Source organism: Streptomyces durhamensis (assembly GCF_000725475.1).
GTDB lineage: Bacteria > Actinomycetota > Actinomycetes > Streptomycetales > Streptomycetaceae > Streptomyces > Streptomyces filipinensis.
In genome coordinates this window covers 20010-37600 of sequence record NZ_JNXR01000036.1, presented here as the reverse complement: position 1 = coordinate 37600, position 17591 = coordinate 20010, and the positions used below count along the sequence as shown (strand labels likewise).

At 71.7% G+C, this 17591-nt stretch carries 20 protein-coding genes; 16 read left to right on the top strand and 4 right to left on the bottom strand.

All coding sequences use genetic code 11. The features are described from left to right. Positions 1-155 precede the first annotated feature (155 nt). The 6 genes from IO33_RS0136810 to IO33_RS0136785 all read left to right on the top strand — a co-directional run bounded on the left by IO33_RS0136810 (position 156) and on the right by IO33_RS0136785 (position 5894). Entirely contained in the window at positions 156-935 is a 780-nt protein-coding gene (locus IO33_RS0136810) for a winged helix-turn-helix transcriptional regulator (protein ID WP_031173294.1), read from the top strand. Positions 936-1062: 127 nt separating this feature from the next. Next, on the top strand, positions 1063-2085 hold the full coding sequence (locus IO33_RS0136805) for a LacI family DNA-binding transcriptional regulator (protein ID WP_078964041.1): 1023 nt from the start codon (positions 1063-1065) through the stop codon (positions 2083-2085). A 148-nt stretch (positions 2086-2233) separates the two neighbouring features. Continuing rightward, positions 2234-3241 carry a S1C family serine protease gene (locus IO33_RS0136800; protein ID WP_031173291.1) on the top strand — a complete coding sequence of 336 codons (1008 nt, stop codon included), beginning with the start codon at positions 2234-2236 and terminating at the stop codon, positions 3239-3241. A 65-nt stretch (positions 3242-3306) separates the two neighbouring features. Next, the gene (locus IO33_RS0136795; protein WP_031173289.1) at positions 3307-3528 is read left to right on the top strand and encodes a hypothetical protein; all 222 of its coding nucleotides are present in this window, start codon (positions 3307-3309) and stop codon (positions 3526-3528) included. Between the two features lie 108 nt (positions 3529-3636). Further along, complete coding sequence (locus IO33_RS0136790; RefSeq protein WP_031173287.1) at positions 3637-4371, top strand: response regulator transcription factor; 735 nt, start codon at positions 3637-3639, stop codon at positions 4369-4371. Beyond that, positions 4368-5894, top strand: coding sequence for a sensor histidine kinase (locus IO33_RS0136785; RefSeq protein ID WP_078964040.1), 1527 nt, complete (start codon positions 4368-4370; stop codon positions 5892-5894). Before IO33_RS0136790 ends, IO33_RS0136785 begins: the two co-directional genes overlap by 4 nt. A gap of 31 nt (positions 5895-5925) precedes the next feature. On the opposite strand, the gene IO33_RS0136780 is transcribed toward IO33_RS0136785, so the two are convergent. Further along, on the bottom strand, positions 5926-6405 hold the full coding sequence (locus IO33_RS0136780) for a MarR family winged helix-turn-helix transcriptional regulator (protein WP_031173284.1): 480 nt from the start codon (positions 6403-6405) through the stop codon (positions 5926-5928). Between the two features lie 115 nt (positions 6406-6520). Between IO33_RS0136780 and IO33_RS0136775 the strand changes: the two genes are divergently transcribed. The 6 genes from IO33_RS0136775 to IO33_RS0136750 all read left to right on the top strand — a co-directional run bounded on the left by IO33_RS0136775 (position 6521) and on the right by IO33_RS0136750 (position 12945). After that, positions 6521-7411 carry an NmrA/HSCARG family protein gene (locus tag IO33_RS0136775; protein WP_031173282.1) on the top strand — a complete coding sequence of 297 codons (891 nt, stop codon included), beginning with the start codon at positions 6521-6523 and terminating at the stop codon, positions 7409-7411. Continuing rightward, the gene (locus IO33_RS44790; RefSeq protein ID WP_051927172.1) at positions 7408-7845 is read left to right on the top strand and encodes a MarR family winged helix-turn-helix transcriptional regulator; all 438 of its coding nucleotides are present in this window, start codon (positions 7408-7410) and stop codon (positions 7843-7845) included. The genes IO33_RS0136775 and IO33_RS44790 overlap by 4 nt, the downstream gene beginning before the upstream one ends. 109 nt (positions 7846-7954) lie before the next feature. Beyond that, the gene (gene mshD, locus IO33_RS0136765) at positions 7955-8881 is read left to right on the top strand and encodes a mycothiol synthase (RefSeq protein ID WP_031173278.1); all 927 of its coding nucleotides are present in this window, start codon (positions 7955-7957) and stop codon (positions 8879-8881) included. A gap of 194 nt (positions 8882-9075) precedes the next feature. Continuing rightward, positions 9076-11433 carry an RNA degradosome polyphosphate kinase gene (locus IO33_RS0136760; RefSeq protein ID WP_209438985.1) on the top strand — a complete coding sequence of 786 codons (2358 nt, stop codon included), beginning with the start codon at positions 9076-9078 and terminating at the stop codon, positions 11431-11433. After that, a complete protein-coding gene (locus IO33_RS0136755; RefSeq protein WP_031173276.1) occupies positions 11414-12541 on the top strand; it encodes a CHAD domain-containing protein in 1128 nt (375 codons plus the stop codon). Before IO33_RS0136760 ends, IO33_RS0136755 begins: the two co-directional genes overlap by 20 nt. Continuing rightward, positions 12538-12945 (top strand): NUDIX hydrolase, encoded by a 408-nt coding sequence (locus IO33_RS0136750; RefSeq protein ID WP_031173274.1) that lies wholly within the window; start codon positions 12538-12540, stop codon positions 12943-12945. Before IO33_RS0136755 ends, IO33_RS0136750 begins: the two co-directional genes overlap by 4 nt. Here IO33_RS0136750 and IO33_RS0136745 read toward each other — a convergent pair. Beyond that, complete coding sequence (locus IO33_RS0136745; protein WP_078964043.1) at positions 12927-13112, bottom strand: hypothetical protein; 186 nt, start codon at positions 13110-13112, stop codon at positions 12927-12929. The genes IO33_RS0136750 and IO33_RS0136745 overlap by 19 nt on opposite strands. A gap of 143 nt (positions 13113-13255) precedes the next feature. Here IO33_RS0136745 and IO33_RS0136740 point away from each other — a divergent pair, with 143 nt between their 5' ends. Next, complete coding sequence (locus tag IO33_RS0136740; RefSeq protein ID WP_031173269.1) at positions 13256-14101, top strand: SCO4651 family lipoprotein; 846 nt, start codon at positions 13256-13258, stop codon at positions 14099-14101. Between the two features lie 101 nt (positions 14102-14202). Then, positions 14203-14361, top strand: a complete 159-nt coding sequence (locus IO33_RS51435) for a hypothetical protein (RefSeq protein WP_167349494.1) — start codon at positions 14203-14205, stop codon at positions 14359-14361. Positions 14362-14377: 16 nt separating this feature from the next. On the opposite strand, the gene IO33_RS0136730 is transcribed toward IO33_RS51435, so the two are convergent. Further along, positions 14378-14683, bottom strand: coding sequence for a metal-sensitive transcriptional regulator (locus IO33_RS0136730; protein WP_031173267.1), 306 nt, complete (start codon positions 14681-14683; stop codon positions 14378-14380). 206 nt (positions 14684-14889) lie between these two features. Here IO33_RS0136730 and IO33_RS0136725 point away from each other — a divergent pair, with 206 nt between their 5' ends. After that, positions 14890-15510, top strand: a complete 621-nt coding sequence (locus IO33_RS0136725) for a DUF47 domain-containing protein (protein WP_031173265.1) — start codon at positions 14890-14892, stop codon at positions 15508-15510. Positions 15511-15517: 7 nt separating this feature from the next. Further along, a complete protein-coding gene (locus IO33_RS0136720; RefSeq protein WP_031173264.1) occupies positions 15518-16516 on the top strand; it encodes an inorganic phosphate transporter in 999 nt (332 codons plus the stop codon). A gap of 261 nt (positions 16517-16777) precedes the next feature. On the opposite strand, the gene pstB is transcribed toward IO33_RS0136720, so the two are convergent. Beyond that, positions 16778-17554: a phosphate ABC transporter ATP-binding protein PstB gene (gene pstB / locus IO33_RS0136715; RefSeq protein ID WP_031173263.1), complete on the bottom strand. Its 777-nt coding sequence runs from the start codon at positions 17552-17554 to the stop codon at positions 16778-16780. Positions 17555-17591 lie beyond the last annotated feature (37 nt).

Here is a 17591-nt window from a genome sequence, read left to right as displayed (position 1 = left end):
GGGCAGAGGACTCGGGCAGCGCAGCCCCCGGGTCCTTTTGTGCTTTCGGACGCGTTGTATACGAAGCGGGAAACCGCAGGTGTACGGGGCCTTCGGGATCGCAGAGCAGTGCCCGTCCGCACAGTCCTCGCAGGGACCGAGGAGGAACCAGACGTATGAGTTCTCTGCTACTGCTGACCAACGCCCTCCAGCCGTCGACGGAGGTGCTCCCCGCCCTCGGCCTGCTACTGCACAACGTGCGGGTGGCCCCGGCGGAAGGCCCCGCCCTGGTCGACACCCCCGGCGCCGACGTCATCCTCGTCGACGGCCGCCGCGACCTGCCCCAGGTGCGCAGCCTGTGCCAGCTGCTGCGCTCCACCGGCCCCGGCTGTCCGCTCGTCCTCGTCGTCACCGAGGGCGGCCTGGCCGCCGTCACCGCCGACTGGGGCATCGACGACGTACTCCTCGACACCGCCGGCCCCGCGGAGGTGGAGGCCCGGCTGCGGCTGGCCATGGGCCGGCAGCAGATCGTCAGCGACGACTCCCCGATGGAGATCCGCAACGGCGACCTGTCGGTGGACGAGGCGACGTACAGCGCGAAACTCAAGGGCCGGGTCCTCGACCTCACCTTCAAGGAGTTCGAGCTGCTCAAGTACCTCGCCCAGCACCCGGGCCGCGTCTTCACCCGCGCCCAGCTGCTGCAGGAGGTGTGGGGCTACGACTACTTCGGCGGCACCCGCACGGTCGACGTCCACGTACGGCGGCTGCGCGCCAAGCTCGGCCCCGAGCACGAGTCGCTGATCGGCACCGTCCGGAACGTCGGTTATCGATTCGTTACCCCCGAGAAGAACGACCGGTCCGGCGAGGAGGCCAGGGCCAAGGCGGACCGGGCAAAGGCGGAGGATGCGGATGCATCGGCCGCCCGGGACGGCGCCGAGATCCCCGCGGACGCCTAGACGACGGAAAGTTACCGGCGGGTTCCCGCCGGGCCGTTGTCAGGGCCGCCCGTACGGGCATCGCCGACGCACATCCAAGGACTGGTACGCCCTGCCCAGAGCAGGTCAATCCGCGTAGACTCCGCGCGTGGCCAAGGTGACTCGGGATGATGTGGCACGGCTGGCTGGAACCTCCACCGCCGTCGTCAGTTATGTCATCAACAACGGACCCCGGCCGGTCGCCCCGGCCACGCGCGAGCGTGTCCTCGCGGCGATCAAGGAACTGGGGTACCGCCCCGACCGGGTCGCCCAGGCGATGGCGTCCCGGCGCACCGACCTCATAGGCCTGATCATCCCGGACGCCCGCCAGCCCTTCTTCGGGGAGATGGCGCACGCCGTCGAGCAGGCCGCCTCCGAGCGCGGAAAGATGGTCCTGGTCGGCAACACCGACTACATCGGCGAGCGCGAGGTCCACTATCTGCGCGCCTTCCTCGGCATGCGCGTCTCGGGCCTGATCCTCGTCTCCCACGCGCTGAACGACCTCGCCGCCGCCGAGATCGACGCCTGGGACGCCCGGGTGGTGCTGCTGCACGAGCGCCCCGAGGCCATCGACGACGTGGCCGTGGTGACGGACGACCTCGGCGGCGCCCAGCTCGCCGTCCGCCACCTGCTGGAGCACGGCTACGAGTACGTCGCCTGTATGGGCGGTACGGCCGAGACCCCGGCCGTCGGTGACCCGGTCTCCGACCACGTCGAGGGCTGGAAGCGGGCCATGGACGAGGCGGGCCTGCCCACCGAGGGCCGCCTGTTCGAGGCCCCCTACAACCGCTACGACGCCTACCGCGTCGCCCTGGACATCCTCTCCGGTCCCGACCGGCCGCCGGCGATCTTCTGCTCCACCGACGACCAGGCGATCGGCCTGCTGCGGGCCGCGCGCGAGCTGCGCATCGACGTGCCCGGCAAGCTGGCGGTGGCCGGGTTCGACGACATCAAGGAGGCCGCGCTGGCCGACCCGCCGCTGACCACGGTCGCCTCGGACCGCTCGGCGATGGCCCGGGCGGCGGTCGACCTGGTGCTGGACGACGGGCTGCGCGTGGCGGGGTCCCGGCGGGAGCGGCTGAAGACGTTCCCGTCCCGGCTGGTGCTCCGCACGAGCTGCGGCTGCGTGTAACCCCGCTGGTCGGGGTGTTTTCATGAAGCCCGCCTGAGAAGCTTCCCCGGACCACGAGAAGCGGTTTTATATCGGGCAAACAAGGTTCTGCCGGGCTTCTCAGCGGGCACTCAGGAAGCTCTCATGGTCACGGGGGACTCTTCTGGACATGACCGAGAGCCAGGGTGCACACCCCCAGCAGCCGCACAGCTACTCCGCTCCCGTGAACCCCGAGTGGCCGCCCCCGCCGCCGTACGGGCCCCCGACGGCGACGGACGCCCTGCCCGCACCCGAGCCGCGGCGCAGGCGCAACCGCGGCCCCGTCGCCCTCCTCGCGGCCGTCGCGATCGTGGCGGCGGCGGTCGGCGGCGCCACCGCCTACGGCTTCCAGGAGCTGGCCGGCGAGGACACGGTCGCCTCCACCGGTACGGCCACGAACGTGGTGCCCGCCGGCAAGAAGGGCGACGTCGCCACGATCGCCGCCGCGGTCAGCCCGAGCGTCGTCGAGATCAACGCCACCCTCGGCAACGGCTCGTCCACCGGCTCCGGCGTGGTCATCACGTCGAACGGCGAGATCGTCACCAACAACCACGTCATCTCCGGCGCGCAGACCATCAAGGTGCGCACCAGCGACGGCAGGAGCTACACCGCCGACGTCGTCGGCACCGACAGCTCCAAGGACCTCGCACTGATCAAGCTCCGGGGCGCCACCGGGCTGAAGCCGGCCTCGCTCGGCAACTCCTCCGGCGTCCAGGTCGGTGACTCGGTCGTCGCGATCGGCTCCCCCGAGGGTCTGACCGGCACCGTCACCAGCGGCATCGTCTCCGCTCTCGACCGGGACGTGACCGTCTCCACCGACGAGAACCAGGGTCAGGGCCAGGGCGGCGACGGCCAGTGGCCGTTCCAGTTCGGCGGCCGTGAGTTCAACGGCGACACGGGCTCGTCCACGACGACCTACAAGGCGATCCAGACCGACGCCTCGCTGAACCCCGGCAACTCCGGCGGCGCGCTGATCGACGCGAGCGGCAACGTCATCGGCATCAACTCCGCGATGTACTCGTCGAGCCGGCAGTCCTCCTCGTCCTCGGACGCGGGCAGCATCGGCCTCGGCTTCGCGATCCCCGTCAACACCGTTAAGTCCGACCTGGCCAAGCTGCGGGCGGGCAACGGCAACTAGCCCGCACACAGGCAGCACCGCCGGCCCAGGCAGCAAAAGGCAGCACTGTCAGCAGGGAGTACGTCATGATCCAGCATTTCTCGCACAAGATCGCCGGCCTCCGTCCCGCCGACGTCACCCTCGCCCTGTCGATCGTCCGCGATCTGCACGCGCCCGTCCCGACGCCCCGCGTCCCGGGAGTGGCCGCGCCGCCCGTGCCCACCGAGCTGATGGGCCTGCGCACCTCCCCCGCCCGTCTGCACCGCCGCAAGGTGCCGCTGCGCCGCCTCACCGCGGTCCAGGCCTGAACCCGGCGGTGTGCCGCCCGGACCGCCGTCCGTGGCAGGCTGAGAGACGTCCGTTTCATCCCTCAGCCCCGTTCACCCCGTCCACCGCACCCCGAGGAATCGCGAGCGATGAGCCCCGCCGAAGGCGACCGTGAACCCCAGCGCATCCTGATCGTCGACGACGAGCCGGCCGTGCGCGAGGCGCTGCAGCGCAGCCTCGCGTTCGACGGGTACGACACGGAGGTGGCCGTCGACGGCGCGGACGCGCTGGAGAAGGCGACCGCCTACCGGCCCGACCTGGTCGTCCTCGACATCCAGATGCCCCGCATGGACGGCCTCACGGCGGCCCGCCGCATCCGCGGGGCCGGCGACACCACCCCGATCCTGATGCTCACGGCCCGCGACACGGTGGGCGACCGGGTGACCGGGCTGGACGCGGGCGCCGACGACTACCTGGTCAAGCCCTTCGAACTGGACGAGCTGTTCGCCCGTATCCGCGCGCTGCTGCGGCGCAGCTCCTACGCGGCCGCCGTGTCGGCCCGGGCCCAGGAGGACGAGGCCCTCACCTTCGCCGACCTGCGGATGGACCTGGCGACCCGCGAGGTGACCCGGGGCGGGCGCCGGGTCGAGCTGACCCGCACGGAATTCACGCTCCTGGAGATGTTCATGGCCCACCCGCGCCAGGTCCTCACCCGCGAGCAGATCCTGAAGGCCGTCTGGGGCTTCGACTTCGAGCCCTCCTCCAACTCGCTCGACGTCTACGTCATGTACCTGCGGCGCAAGACCGAGGCCGGCGGCGAGCCGCGCCTCGTGCACACGGTGCGGGGCGTCGGATACGTGCTGCGCCAGGGCGGCGCGGAGTGAACAAGCTGGTACGGCGCTGTCGGGCGCTGCCCATCCGGGCCAGGCTGGCGATGCTGGTCGCGGCCGCGGTGGCGTTCGCGGTGGCGGCGGTGTCGATGACCGCGTGGTTCATCGTGCAGCGGAAGATGTACGACCTGGTCGACAGGGACCTGGAGAACACCTCGCAGCACGCCGTGCCGTCCGGGAGGGTGCTCGACCTGCTGACGGCGTGCCCGCAGAAGCCGACGGAGACGGTGTACAACGGCCCGCGCGCCTACTCCCAGCTGGTCAAGACGGACGGCACCGCGTGCGTCTGGCCCGAATCCGCGGGCGTGGTGAGGACCACCCCGGCCGACCGGGTGATCGTCGGACGCGACACCAGCCAGGGGGGCATCCTCCGCAACGGCACGGACACCGAGGGCCACCCCCTGCGGGTGCTCACCATGCCGCTCGTGGTCATGACCGACAACGGGCCCGCGTCCTATCCCGGTGCCGCCTGGATGACCGCCGTCCCGCTGGAGAACACCGAGAAGACCCTCAACGACCTCGCGCTCATCCTCCTTCTGGTCTCCGGCGTGGGGGTCGTCGGGGCCGGCGCCGCGGGTCTCGCCGTCGCCCGTGCGGGCCTGCGCCCCGTGGACAAGCTGACCGAGGCCGTGGAGCACGTGGCCCGGACCGAGGACCTGACCGTGCGCATCCCGGTGGAGGACGACAGCGAGGACGAGGTCGCCCGGCTCTCCCGGTCCTTCAACTCCATGACCGCCTCGCTGGCCAGCTCCCGCGACCTCCAGCAGCAGCTGATCGCCGACGCCGGCCATGAACTGCGTACGCCCCTCACGTCGTTGCGCACGAACATCGAACTCCTCACCCGCAGCGAGGAGACGGGCCGTCCGCTTCCGCCCGAGGACCGCAGGGCCCTGCTCGCCTCGGTGAAGGCGCAGATGACCGAACTGGCCGCGCTCATCGGTGACCTGCAGGAACTGTCCCGCTCGGAGGGGCAGCGCGGCGAGCGCGTGCAGGTGGTGCCGTTCCGGGACGCGGTCGAGGCGGCCCTGCGCCGGGCCCGCCTGCGCGGGCCGGAGCTGACGATCACGGCGGACCTGGAGCCCTGGTACGTCCGGGCGGAGCCCTCCGCCCTGGAGCGGGCGGTTGTCAACGTCCTCGACAACGCGGTGAAGTTCAGTCCGGTGGGCGGCACGATCGAGGTGCGGCTGGCCGGGGGCGTCCTCACGGTCCGCGACCACGGTCCCGGCATCGCCGAGGACGAACTCCCGCACGTCTTCGACCGGTTCTGGCGCTCCCCCAGCGCCCGCGCCCTGCCCGGTTCGGGCCTCGGCCTGTCCATCGTGGCCCGCACGGTCGAGCGGGCGGGCGGCCAGGTCGCCCTGGCCCCGGCCGAGGGCGGCGGCACCACGGCGGTCCTCATGCTCCCGGGCGCCCCGGCACCCCCTCCGGACGCCCCCGACACCCCGGACACCCCGGACACTCTGGTCGGCCTGGACACACCCGGCGCACCGGCCGACGCGGCGGACCTGCCGGGCTGACCGGACCCGGCCGACCGGGTCCGGCAGCGGCTCAGTCCTTCTTCGGCAGGGCGCGCAGGCGTTGGATCTGGGTGCGGCTGAGGTCGTTCGCGCGGCGCATGTGGCGGGTGATCGCCCTGAGCTCGTCCTCGCTGTGGTCGTCGAACAGGGTCTGCCAGGTCCGCCCCAGCTCGTCCCAGACGGCGGTGACCCGGGCGATGCGCTCCGGCACCGGGGTGACCAGGACCCGGCGCCGGTCCTGCCGGTCGGGGGTGCGGGCCACGTAGCCGCCGCGTTCGAGCCGGTCCACCAGCCGGGTGGCCGAGCCGGTGGTGAGGCCGGTCATGTCGGCGATCTGCCGGACCGTGAGCGGCTCGGGCTCGGCCGACAGCAGGCTCAGGGCCTGCACATCGGTCGGGTGCAGGCCGAGATGGTCGGCGACGGCCTGGTTGAACAGGACATACGCCGCCAGGTAGCGGCGCGACTCGGTCGCCAACTCCTCGTACAGCCGGTCCCGGTTCGGGTCCGTCACGGTGGCTCGCCTCCCAATTCACTGCGCGACGCAGCGAAACTACGCTACTATCTCCTGTGTGACGCAGCTAATGCGTCACGCAGACAACTGCCATCCTATCCACCGGGGGACACCCATGCTCACCGTCGCCGTCACCGGCGCCACCGGCGCCCAGGGCGGGGCCACCGCCCGCGCCCTGCTGGCCGCCGGCCACCGCGTCCGCGCCCTGACCCGCCACCCGCACGCCCCCGCCGCCCAGGACCTGCGCACCCTCGGCGCCGACGTCCGCCGCGCCGCCTTCGACGACCGCGCCTCGCTCGACGCGGCGCTCGCCGGCGCGGACGCGCTCTTCGCCGTCACCACCCCCTTCGGCACCGACACCGCCACCGAGGTCCGGCAGGGCAGGACCCTCGTCGACGCCGCGGCGGCCGCCCGCCTCGGGCACGTCGTCCTCACCTCCGCCGCGCACGCCGACCGCGCCACCGGCGTCCCGCACTACGACAGCAAGCACCAGGTCGAGCAGTACCTGCGCGCCTGCGGCGTGCCCTGGACGGTGATCGCCCCGGCCGCGTTCATGGACAACTACACCGGCGGCTGGACCCTGTCCGGACTGCGCGACGGCGTCTTCGGCTGGCCCATGCCCGCCGGCCGGCCCTTCGCCCTCATCCCCGCCGCCGACATCGGCGCGTTCGCCGCGCTGGCCCTCGCGCGCCGGGCCGAGTTCACCGGCCGCCGGATCGACATCGCCTCCGACACCCTCACCCCGGAGCAGATCGCGGCCGCCCTGACCGCGGCCACCGGCCGCCCGGTCCGGCACCACGAGGTCGCCCTCGACCACGTCCGCACCCGATCCGCGGACCTCGCGGCCATGTTCGCGTACTTCTCCACCACCGGTCTCTACGTCGACACCGCCGCCCTGCGCCGCGCCCACCCCGAGATCGCCTGGCACTCCTTCACCGACTGGGCCGCCGCCCAGGACTGGCCCGCCCTGCTGGACACACCGCACACCGAGGGGACCCCCGCATGAAACCCATCGGCCACTGGCTCAACCGCACCGACAAGGCCCTCACCCACGCGATGAACGGCGTCCTGTCCGAGTTCGGCCTCACCCGCCTCGACTGGCAGGTCCTCAACGTCCTCGGCGACACCGCGCCCGAGGCCACCGACGCCGACGTCCTGTCGGCGCTCGCCGCCCACGCGGACGTCCGCACCCTGGGCGCCTCGGTCGACGCCGTGCTCGCCGGCGGCTGGGCGGCCCGCCCCACACCGCACCGGCTGGCCCTCACCCCCGACGGCCGCCGCCGCCTGGCCGCCGTCACCGAGCGCGTGGCGGCGTTCCGCGAGCGGTCCATGGCCGGCATCCGGCCGGACGAGTACCGCACCGCCGTCCGGGTCCTGGAGCGCATGGCCCGCAACGCGGAGGACGACGACGCGCACCACGACCCGTCGACCGCATCCTGAAACAAAGCCGCCAGAATTCCGACACGGAAAGCATTACGGCATTCCGAAGCCAGGAAATGACAATTCCCGCGGGCCCTGAATTACCGGGTGCCTGCCGTACCCTCTACGCATGAGCAGCGACGACACCGCACGCCCCGCAACCGCCCGCTCCATCGACACCCTTTCCGTGCTCACCCCGGAACAGGCCGAGGCCGTGCTGGCCCTGCTCACCGAGGCCGCCCGGATCGACGGGCAGCAGCCGGTGTCCGAGCAGGGCCGGCTGCAGTTGCGCGGAGGTGCCCGCGAGGGCGTCTCGCATCTGCTGCTGCACCTCGACGGCGAACTCGTCGGCTACGCCCAGCTGGAGGACACCGACCCGGTGGAGGCGCCGGCCGCGGAACTCGTCGTCCACCCCGCCCACCGCGGACACGGGCACGGCCGGGCCCTCGGCTCGGCGCTGCTCGCCGCCTCCGGCAAGCGTCTGCGGGTGTGGGCGCACGGCGGACACTCCGCCGCCCGGCATCTCGCCCAGGTGCTCGGCCTGACCCTGTTCCGCGAACTGCGCCAGATGCGGCGGCCGTTGACCGACCTGGCGCTGCCCGACCCGGTGCTGCCGGAGGGCGTGAGCGTGCGTGCCTTCGTGCCCGGCAAGGACGACGCGCCCTGGCTGGAGGTCAATGCGGCCGCCTTCGCCCACCACCCCGAGCAGGGCTCGCTGACCCAGCGCGACCTCGACGACCGCAAGGCCGAACCGTGGTTCGACCCGGCCGGGTTCTTCCTCGCCGAGCGGCGCGGGGAGTTGATCGGCTTTCACTGGACGAAGGTGCACGCCGAGGAGGGCCTCGGCGAGGTGTACGTCCTCGGGGTCCGCCCCGGCGAACAGGGCGGCGGGCTCGGCAAGGCGCTCACCACGATCGGCCTGCGCCACCTGGCCGCCCAGCAGCTGCCGACGGCGATGCTCTACGTCGACGCCGACAACCAGGCGGCGGTCTCGGTGTACGAGCGGCTGGGCTTCAGCACGTACGAGACGGACCTGATGTACCGCACCGAGACGTGAGCACGTACCGCACCGGGACCTGAAGCACCGGCCGCCCGGGCCGGCGGAGCGGCGGGGCGCCTCCCGCGAAGGGCGTAATCCGCGGGGGCGAACCGTCACGATCATGACCAGGATCCCCCGGGAGCCGCCCCCCGCTATCCCGCACGTCATGTCTCCGTAACCATTGATTCAGCCAAGCTTGCGACGCTCGGCGAATGAAGCCCGCCGTGCCAGAGCCTTCGCCGCCCCCCGAGGGGCCCGCGGGGAACGGGGCCGTGACGCTCCCACCCGCACGTTCCGACGCGCCCGTCTCGCCCATGGCGCGGAAGAATGGGTTCATGAGTCAGCAAGACACCCAGGCAGCAGAGGTCCAGCACGTCCAGCCCTCCGTGGGCTCCATCGCCGCGCACCGCCCGCACACGGTGTCCGCGACCGTCTCCGACCTGGAACCCGACATCGATGCCGACCTCGACGCTTACGAAGAGTCGCAGGTCGGCGGCACGCCGTTGCCGCAGGGCCGGTTCCTCGACCGTGAACGCAGCTGGCTCGCCTTCAACGAGCGCGTCCTGGAGCTCGCCGAGGACCCGAACACCCCGCTGCTGGAGCGGGCGAACTTCCTCGCGATCTTCGCCAGCAATCTGGACGAGTTCTTCATGGTCCGGGTGGCCGGCCTGAAGCGCCGCATCGCCACCGGCGTGGCCACGCGCTCCGCCTCCGGGCTGCAGCCGCGCGAGGTGCTGGAGATGATCTGGGCCCGCTCCCGCGAGCTCATGGCCCGGCACGCCGCCTGCTACCACGAGGACGTCGCCCCCGCGCTCGCGGAGGAGGGCATCCACCTGGTGCGCTGGAGCGAGCTGACCGACAAGGAGCAGGCCCGCCTGTTCACGCTCTTCCGGCACCAGATCTTCCCGGTCCTGACCCCGCTGGCCGTCGACCCCGCCCACCCCTTCCCGTACATCTCCGGCCTCTCCCTGAACCTGGCCGTCGTCGTACGCAACCCGGTCAGCGGCCACCGGCACTTCGCGCGCGTCAAGGTGCCGCCGCTGCTGTCCCGCTTCCTGGAGAGCAGCCCCGGCCGGTACGTCCCCATCGAGGACGTCATCGCCGCGCACCTGGAGGAGCTGTTCCCGGGCATGGAGGTGCTGGAGCACCACACCTTCCGCCTGACCCGCAACGAGGACCTGGAAGTGGAGGAGGACGACGCCGAGAACCTGCTCCAGGCCCTGGAGAAGGAGCTCATGCGGCGCCGCTTCGGCCCGCCGGTCCGCCTGGAGGTCGAGGAGTCCGTCGACCGCGAGGTGCTGGACCTGCTGGTCCGCGAGCTGAAGATCAGCGAGGCGGAGGTGTACCCGCTGCCGGGTCCGCTGGACCTCACCGGCCTCTTCCGCATCCACAGCCTCGACCGGCCGGAGCTGAAGTACCCGAAGTTCGTCGCCGGCACCCACCGCGACCTCGCCGAGGTCGAGTCCGCGTCCGCACCGGACATCTTCGCCGCCCTGCGCACCCGCGACGTGCTCCTGCACCACCCGTACGACAGCTTCTCCACCTCCGTGCAGGCCTTCCTGGAGCAGGCCGCGGCCGACCCGGACGTCCTCGCGATCAAGCAGACCCTGTACCGCACCTCCGGCGACTCCCCGATAGTCGACGCGCTCATCGACGCCGCCGAGTCCGGCAAGCAGGTCCTCGTCCTGGTCGAGATCAAGGCCCGCTTCGACGAGCACGCCAACATCAAGTGGGCGCGCAAGCTGGAGGAGGCCGGCTGCCACGTCGTCTACGGCCTCGTCGGCCTGAAGACGCACTGCAAGCTGTCCCTGGTGGTCCGCCAGGAGGGCGATACCCTGCGCCGCTACAGCCACGTCGGCACCGGCAACTACCACCCGAAGACGGCGCGCCTGTACGAGGACCTGGGCCTGCTCACCGCCGACCCGCAGGTCGGCGCGGACCTCTCCGACCTGTTCAACCGCCTGTCCGGCTACTCCCGCCGGGAGACCTACCGCCGCCTGCTGGTGGCCCCCAAGTCCCTGCGCGACGGCCTGGTCTCGCGGGTGGACAAGGAGGTCCAGCACCACCGCGCGGGCCGTCCGGCCTTCGTCCGCATCAAGGTGAACTCGATGGTCGACGAGGCCGTCATCGACGCCCTCTACCGCGCCTCCCAGGCCGGCGTGCCGGTCGACATATGGGTGCGCGGCATCTGCGCGATCCGCCCCGGCGTCGCCGGCCTGTCCGACAACATCCGGGTCCGTTCCATCCTCGGCCGCTTCCTCGAGCACTCCCGTGTGTTCTCGTTCGGCAACGGCGGCGAGCCCGAGGTGTGGTTCGGCAGCGCCGACATGATGCACCGCAACCTCGACCGCCGGATAGAGGCCCTGGTGCGGGTCGTCGACCCCGCTCACCGCGCGGCCCTGAACCGGCTGCTCGACACCGGCATGTCCGACACGACCGCCTCCTGGCACCTCGGCCCCGACGGCGAGTGGACACGGCACGCGGTCGACGCGGACGGCCAACCCCTGCGCAACGTCCAGGAGATGCTCATAGACGCCCGGAGGCGCCGGCGTGGCACAGCAACACCTTGACCCGACGGACCCCACGGCCGACGTGGTGACCGGGGACGCCCTCGCGGCGTACCTGCGCGCCCAGGCCACGGAGTTCCTCCGCGCCCTGCGCCTGCACCGCGAGACGGGAGGCAACGCGGCCGTCGGTGCGGAGGAGTCCGTCGACGCGGCACGCCTGCTGCGCCGCTCGGCCCGCCGCATCAGCGGCAGCCTGCACACCTTCCGCCCGCTCCTGGATGCGGACTGGTCCGAGGAGATGCGTCCCGAACTGGCGTGGCTGTCAGGCACGTTGGGCCTGGAGCACGCCTACGGGGCGCGCCTGGAGCGGCTGTTGCTGGCGCTGCACCGCCTGTCGGGCGCGCCGGTGTTCCCGGGCCAGCCGGTGGCGGCGCCCGCGGCCGTCACCGCGGCCGCGGGCAGTCGTGCCGCCGGGGCGGCCGGGGCGGGCGCGGCGGCACCCGTGCACGCCGGCGGCCCGGCCGGCCCGGCGCCCGCGGCGGAACGCGGCAACCTGACGGTCGGCGCGGCGAAGGCAGGCGCCCTGCTGGAACGCCAGCTCACCCTCGCCCGGACGAGGGCCCACTCCACCGCCCTGCAGGCACTGGGGTCGAGCCGGTTCCACGCCGTCGCCGACAAGGTCGCCGTACTCGCCAGCGAGGTCCCCCTCACCCCCACCGCCCCCGCCACCGGCCTGCACCCGCAGGCAGCCGCCGCGGAGGAACGGCTGACAGCCGCCGTCGCCGCGCTGCCCCTGCTCACCGCGGGCCACCCGTACAACGCGGAGGCCCTCGTCCACGGCCTGTCCCCGGACCCGTCCCCGCACCCCCAGGACGGCCCCTGGCACCAGGTCCGCCTGCTGCTGCGCCTGCACCGGTACGCCCGGGAGGTGCTGCACGCGGGCAACGCGCCGGTGGACGTACGGCTGTTGGCGGCCGGGCAGGCCCTGAACCGGCACCGGGACGCCTCGGAGGCGGCAGCGGCGGCGGCCCAGGCCGCCCGTACGCCCCGGATCGCCCCGGCGACGGCGTACGCGCTCGGTGTGCTGCACGCCGACCAGCGGCACGAGGTGGAGGCCGCCAGGTTCGCCTTCCAGCAGGCCTGGCAGAAGGAGACCGTGGAGGCGGTGTGAACGACAACCTGGTCCAGGCGGCCGGCTGCGTCCTGTGGCGCCGTTCCCCGGTGGACGCCTGTCTGGAGATCTGCCTGGTCCACCGGCCGAAGTACGACGACTGGTCGCACCCGAAGGGCAAGCTCAAGCGGGGCGAGGACGCGCTCGCGGGCGCCCTTCGGGAGGTCGCCGAGGAGACCGGGTACACGGCCGAGCCCGGCGACGAGCTGGCGACCGTGCGCTATCTCGCCAACGGCCGCCCCAAGCAGGTGCGTTACTGGGCGGCCAAGGCGGTTTCCGGCCATTTCACCCCGAACGACGAGGTGGACCGGATCCTGTGGCTCTCCCCGGCCGCGGCCCGCGGCCGCCTCACCCAGCCCCGCGACCGGGACCTGGTGGACGCGCTTCACAGCTCCGCCGCGTGACCTTCCGCGTCCGTGCGGGCCTGGCTGCGGGCTCTGCGGGCGGGCCCCCGCCAGCCGCAGCTGCAGCGGGCCACGCAGAAGCGGCCCTGTTCGGTCGTCGTGGTGAGGTGTTCCCGCCCGGACCGGGCGGGCTCCGGCTCGTCCTGCTGTGCCGCTTGGAATGCCACACCGACAACGTTACCCACCGCCCGGTGAAGCGCCCGCACACCCGTCCCCGCTCCCCGGCCCGCGCGTGACGGCGCCACCTACCGGTCGTTAACCGGACGACAGGGGGCCCGTGACGGACGTACCGGCTGGGGGTAGGCAGGCGATGGATCGGCGGCAGCACAGGATCGCGGGCAGGACGGTCGTCGCGGTCGGCATCATGCTCGGTCTGGGGGCGGGTGCCACGGGCTGTTCCCGCGGGGCCGCCGCCGAGGACGTCAAGGGCGGGGGCGATCCGGTCGCCGTCCTGCACCGGGCCGCCGACACGCTGCGCGGGGCGGGCAGCTCCAAGGCCACCACCTCTATGGAGATGGCCACGGGCGGCACCCGCGTCACCATCCGCGGCAAGGGCGTCTACGACTTCCACAGCCGCCTCGGCCGGCTCACCGTCGTCCTGCCCGAGGACCCGGCGGGCACCGCCGAGCACCAGCCGATCACGGAACTCCTCGCCCCCGGCGCGCTGTTCATGAAGAACCGGGGCGCGGGCGTGCCCGCCGACAAGTGGGTGCGGGTGGACACGGCCACCCTGTCCGACGGCAATCTGGTCACCGGCGGCGTGACCGACCCGTACGCGGCGGCCGAGCTGCTGCGCGGGACGCGTACGGCGTCCTACGTCGGCAGGACCGAGGTCGGCGGCACGGCCGTACGCCACTACCGGGGCACGGCGGACCTGCGCAGCGCGGCCCGACTGGCCTCCGCCGAGAACCGGGAGCCACTGGCCGCGGCGGCGAAAGGGTTCGCCACGACCCGGGTCCCGTTCGACGCCTACCTGGACGACCAGGGCCGCATCCGCAAGCTCAGACAGCGCTTCAGCTTCGTCAACAGCCGGCAGAAGGTCCCGGTGGCGGTCGCCTCGACGACACTGCTGTACGACTACGGCATCCCCGCGGACGTACGGCTGCCGCGCTCGGCGGACATCTACGCGGGCCGGATCGCCGAGGGCGACAACTAGTCCCTCCCACCACCCCGTAAGTAGCCCGTCCGTGCCATGCGCGGTGTGTAGAGCGCTGCCTACCCTAGGAAGTCGGTGACGGCAGAGATGAGGTGAGGCAGGTGGCTCCGCTCGGCGGCACGGCGGTGCAGGACCACGTGGCCCTCGCCGAGATCGAGCTGTGCGGGGAACTGATCATCGCGGCATCCGCGGCCGAGGACCGGCTCAGCCTGGAGAGCATCGACGAGGTGCTGCGGGTCGCCGAGGAGAAGGACGTCTGAGGACCCCGGGTGCGGATCAGGTGCGCAGCAGACGGCCGATCGCCTTCGTCGCCTCGTCCACCTTCGCCTCGATCTCGTCGCCCCCCTTGAGGGCCGCGTCCGCGACGCAGTGCCGCAGGTGCTCCTCCAGCAGCTGCAGCGCGAAGGACTGCAGCGCCTTGGTGGAGGCCGAGACCTGCGTGAGTATGTCGATGCAGTACGTGTCCTCGTCGACCATGCGCTGCAGGCCGCGGATCTGCCCCTCGATCCGGCGCAGCCGCTTGAGGTGCTCGTCCTTCTGCTTGTGGTAGCCGTGCGTGGCGCCGGCCTCGGTCGTCGTCATCGCGGGCCTCCATCTCGGGACGGGCGGCGGATACATACCCCTACTGGGTATATGGTAACGAATTTTCCGGGGTAGGGAGCCCTTGGTACGCCCCCGTGCTGATCACTGTGCCCGATGGGCGACACTGGGATGCGGCCCGATAGCCGTGGCCGGATGATGCGCCTAGCATCAGCCTGACCGAAACCGAAGCACCCCGAGGACCCCACGTGCGCTTTCGTCTGACCCCCAGGGAGACGAGCTTCTACGACATGTTCGCCGCATCCGCGGACAACATCGTCACGGGCTCGAAGCTCCTGATGGAACTGCTCGGGGCGGACGCACCTGCCCGAGCCGAGATCGCAGAGCGTATGCGGGCCGCGGAACACGCGGGTGACGACGCCACGCACGCGATCTTCCACCAGCTGAACTCCTCGTTCATCACGCCGTTCGACCGCGAGGACATCTACGCCCTCGCCGGGTCCCTCGACGACATCATGGACTTCATGGAGGAGGCCGTCGACCTGGTCGTCCTCTACAACGTCGAGGAACTGCCGAAGGGCGTCGAGCAGCAGATCGAGGTGCTGGCGCGGGCCGCCGAGCTCACCGCGGAGGCGATGCCGAACCTGCGCACGATGGACAACCTCACCGAGTACTGGATCGAGGTGAACCGCCTGGAGAACCAGGCGGACCAGATCCACCGCAAGCTCCTCGCGCACCTCTTCAACGGCAAGTACGACGCCATCGAGGTGCTCAAGCTCAAGCAGATCGTGGACGTCCTGGAAGAGGCCGCGGACGCGTTCGAGCACGTGGCGAACACGGTGGAGACCATCGCCGTCAAGGAGTCCTGAGGCGTCGATGGACACCTTCGCCCTGATCGTGACCATCGCGGTCGCGCTCTTCTTCACGTACACGAACGGCTTCCACGACTCCGCGAACGCGATCGCGACGTCGGTGTCGACGCGGGCGCTGACCCCGCGGGCGGCCCTCGCCATGGCGGCGGTCATGAACCTGGCCGGTGCCTTCCTGGGCTCGGGCGTCGCCAAGACCGTCAGCGAGGGGCTGATCGCCACGCCCGAGGGCTCGACGGGGATGGGCATCCTCTTCGCGGCGCTCGTCGGCGCGATCACCTGGAACCTGATCACCTGGTACTTCGGCCTGCCGTCCTCGTCCTCCCACGCGCTGTTCGGCGGCCTGGTGGGCGCGGCCCTGGCGGGCGGTACGGCGGTCCACTGGAACGGCGTCGTGGACAAGATCATCATCCCGATGTTCCTGTCCCCCGTGGTCGGCCTGGTCGGCGGCTACCTGGTGATGACGGCCATCCTGTGGATGTTCCGCCGCTCCAACCCCCACAAGGCCAAGCGGGGCTTCCGTATCGCCCAGACCGTCTCGGCGGCCGGCATGGCCCTGGGCCACGGCCTCCAGGACGCCCAGAAGACCATGGGTGTCGTCGTCATGGCCCTGGTGATCTCCGGCCACGAGACGTTCGGCGACCCGATCCCGGTCTGGGTGAAGCTCGTCTCGGCGGTCATGCTCTCCCTGGGCACCTACGCCGGCGGCTGGCGCATCATGCGCACACTGGGCCGCAAGATCATCGAGCTGGACCCGCCGCAGGGTTTCGCGGCGGAGGCGACCGGGGCGACGATCATGTTCGGCACGGCGTTCCTCTTCAAGGCGCCGATCTCCACGACCCACGTCATCACCTCGGCGATCATGGGCGTGGGCGCGACCAAGCGCGTCAACGCCGTCCGCTGGGGCGTGGCCAAGAACATCGTCCTGGGCTGGTTCATCACCATGCCGGCCGCCGGGCTCGTCGCCGCGCTGGCTTTCGGGGTCGTCGACCTCGTGGTGCTGTAGCGCTCCGGCCGGCCGCCCCGCACACCCGCCCGCCCGTCCCGATCGGCTGAGAAGCCGGCCGAGGGGCGGGCGGTGGTGTATCCGGGGCCTTGCGGCAGGTGCGCTGCGGGGCCTTACGACAGGTGCGCTGCCGAGGCCTGCGGCAGATGCGCTGCCGGCATACGCAGGAGCCCGCCCCCGGGAGCCAGGGGCGGGCTCTTTTGCGTCCTCGCGGTGGCACCGCCATGCAGCACCGCGAGGGGTCTTTGCGGGTCGCCCGGCCTAGCCGAAGCGGCCCGAGATGTAGTCCTCGGTCGCCTGGACCGACGGGTTGGAGAAGATGCGCTCGGTGTCGTCGATCTCGATCAGCCGGCCGGGCTGGCCGACGGCGGCCAGGTTGAAGAACGCCGTACGGTCCGAGACACGCGCGGCCTGCTGCATGTTGTGCGTCACGATGACGATCGTGAAGCGCTCCTTCAGCTCACCGATCAGGTCCTCGATCGCGAGGGTCGAGATCGGGTCCAGGGCGGAGCAGGGCTCGTCCATGAGGAGCACCTTCGGCTCGACCGCGATCGCGCGGGCGATGCACAGACGCTGCTGCTGGCCACCGGACAGACCGGAGCCCGGCTTGTTCAGGCGGTCCTTGACCTCGTTCCAGAGGTTCGCGCCCTTGAGCGACTTCTCGACGACCTCGTTCAGCTCGCTCTTGCGGTACTTGCCGTTCAGCCGCAGGCCCGCCGCCACGTTGTCGAAGATCGACATCGTCGGGAAGGGGTTCGGCCGCTGGAACACCATGCCGACCTCGCGGCGGACCGACACCGGGTCGATGCCGGCGCCGTACAGGTCCTCGTCGTCCAGCAGCACCTTGCCCTCGACGCGGCCACCGGGGGTGACCTCGTGCATCCGGTTCAGCGTGCGCAGGAACGTCGACTTGCCGCAGCCGGAGGGGCCGATGAACGCCGTCACCGAACGCGGCTCGACGGTCATCGATATGTCTTCGATCGCCTTGTGGGAGCCGTAGTAGGCGGTAAGTCCGCTTACGTCGATTCGCTTGGCCATGTCGTCTACTTCACTTCCAGAAATTCAAGCTCGGTCG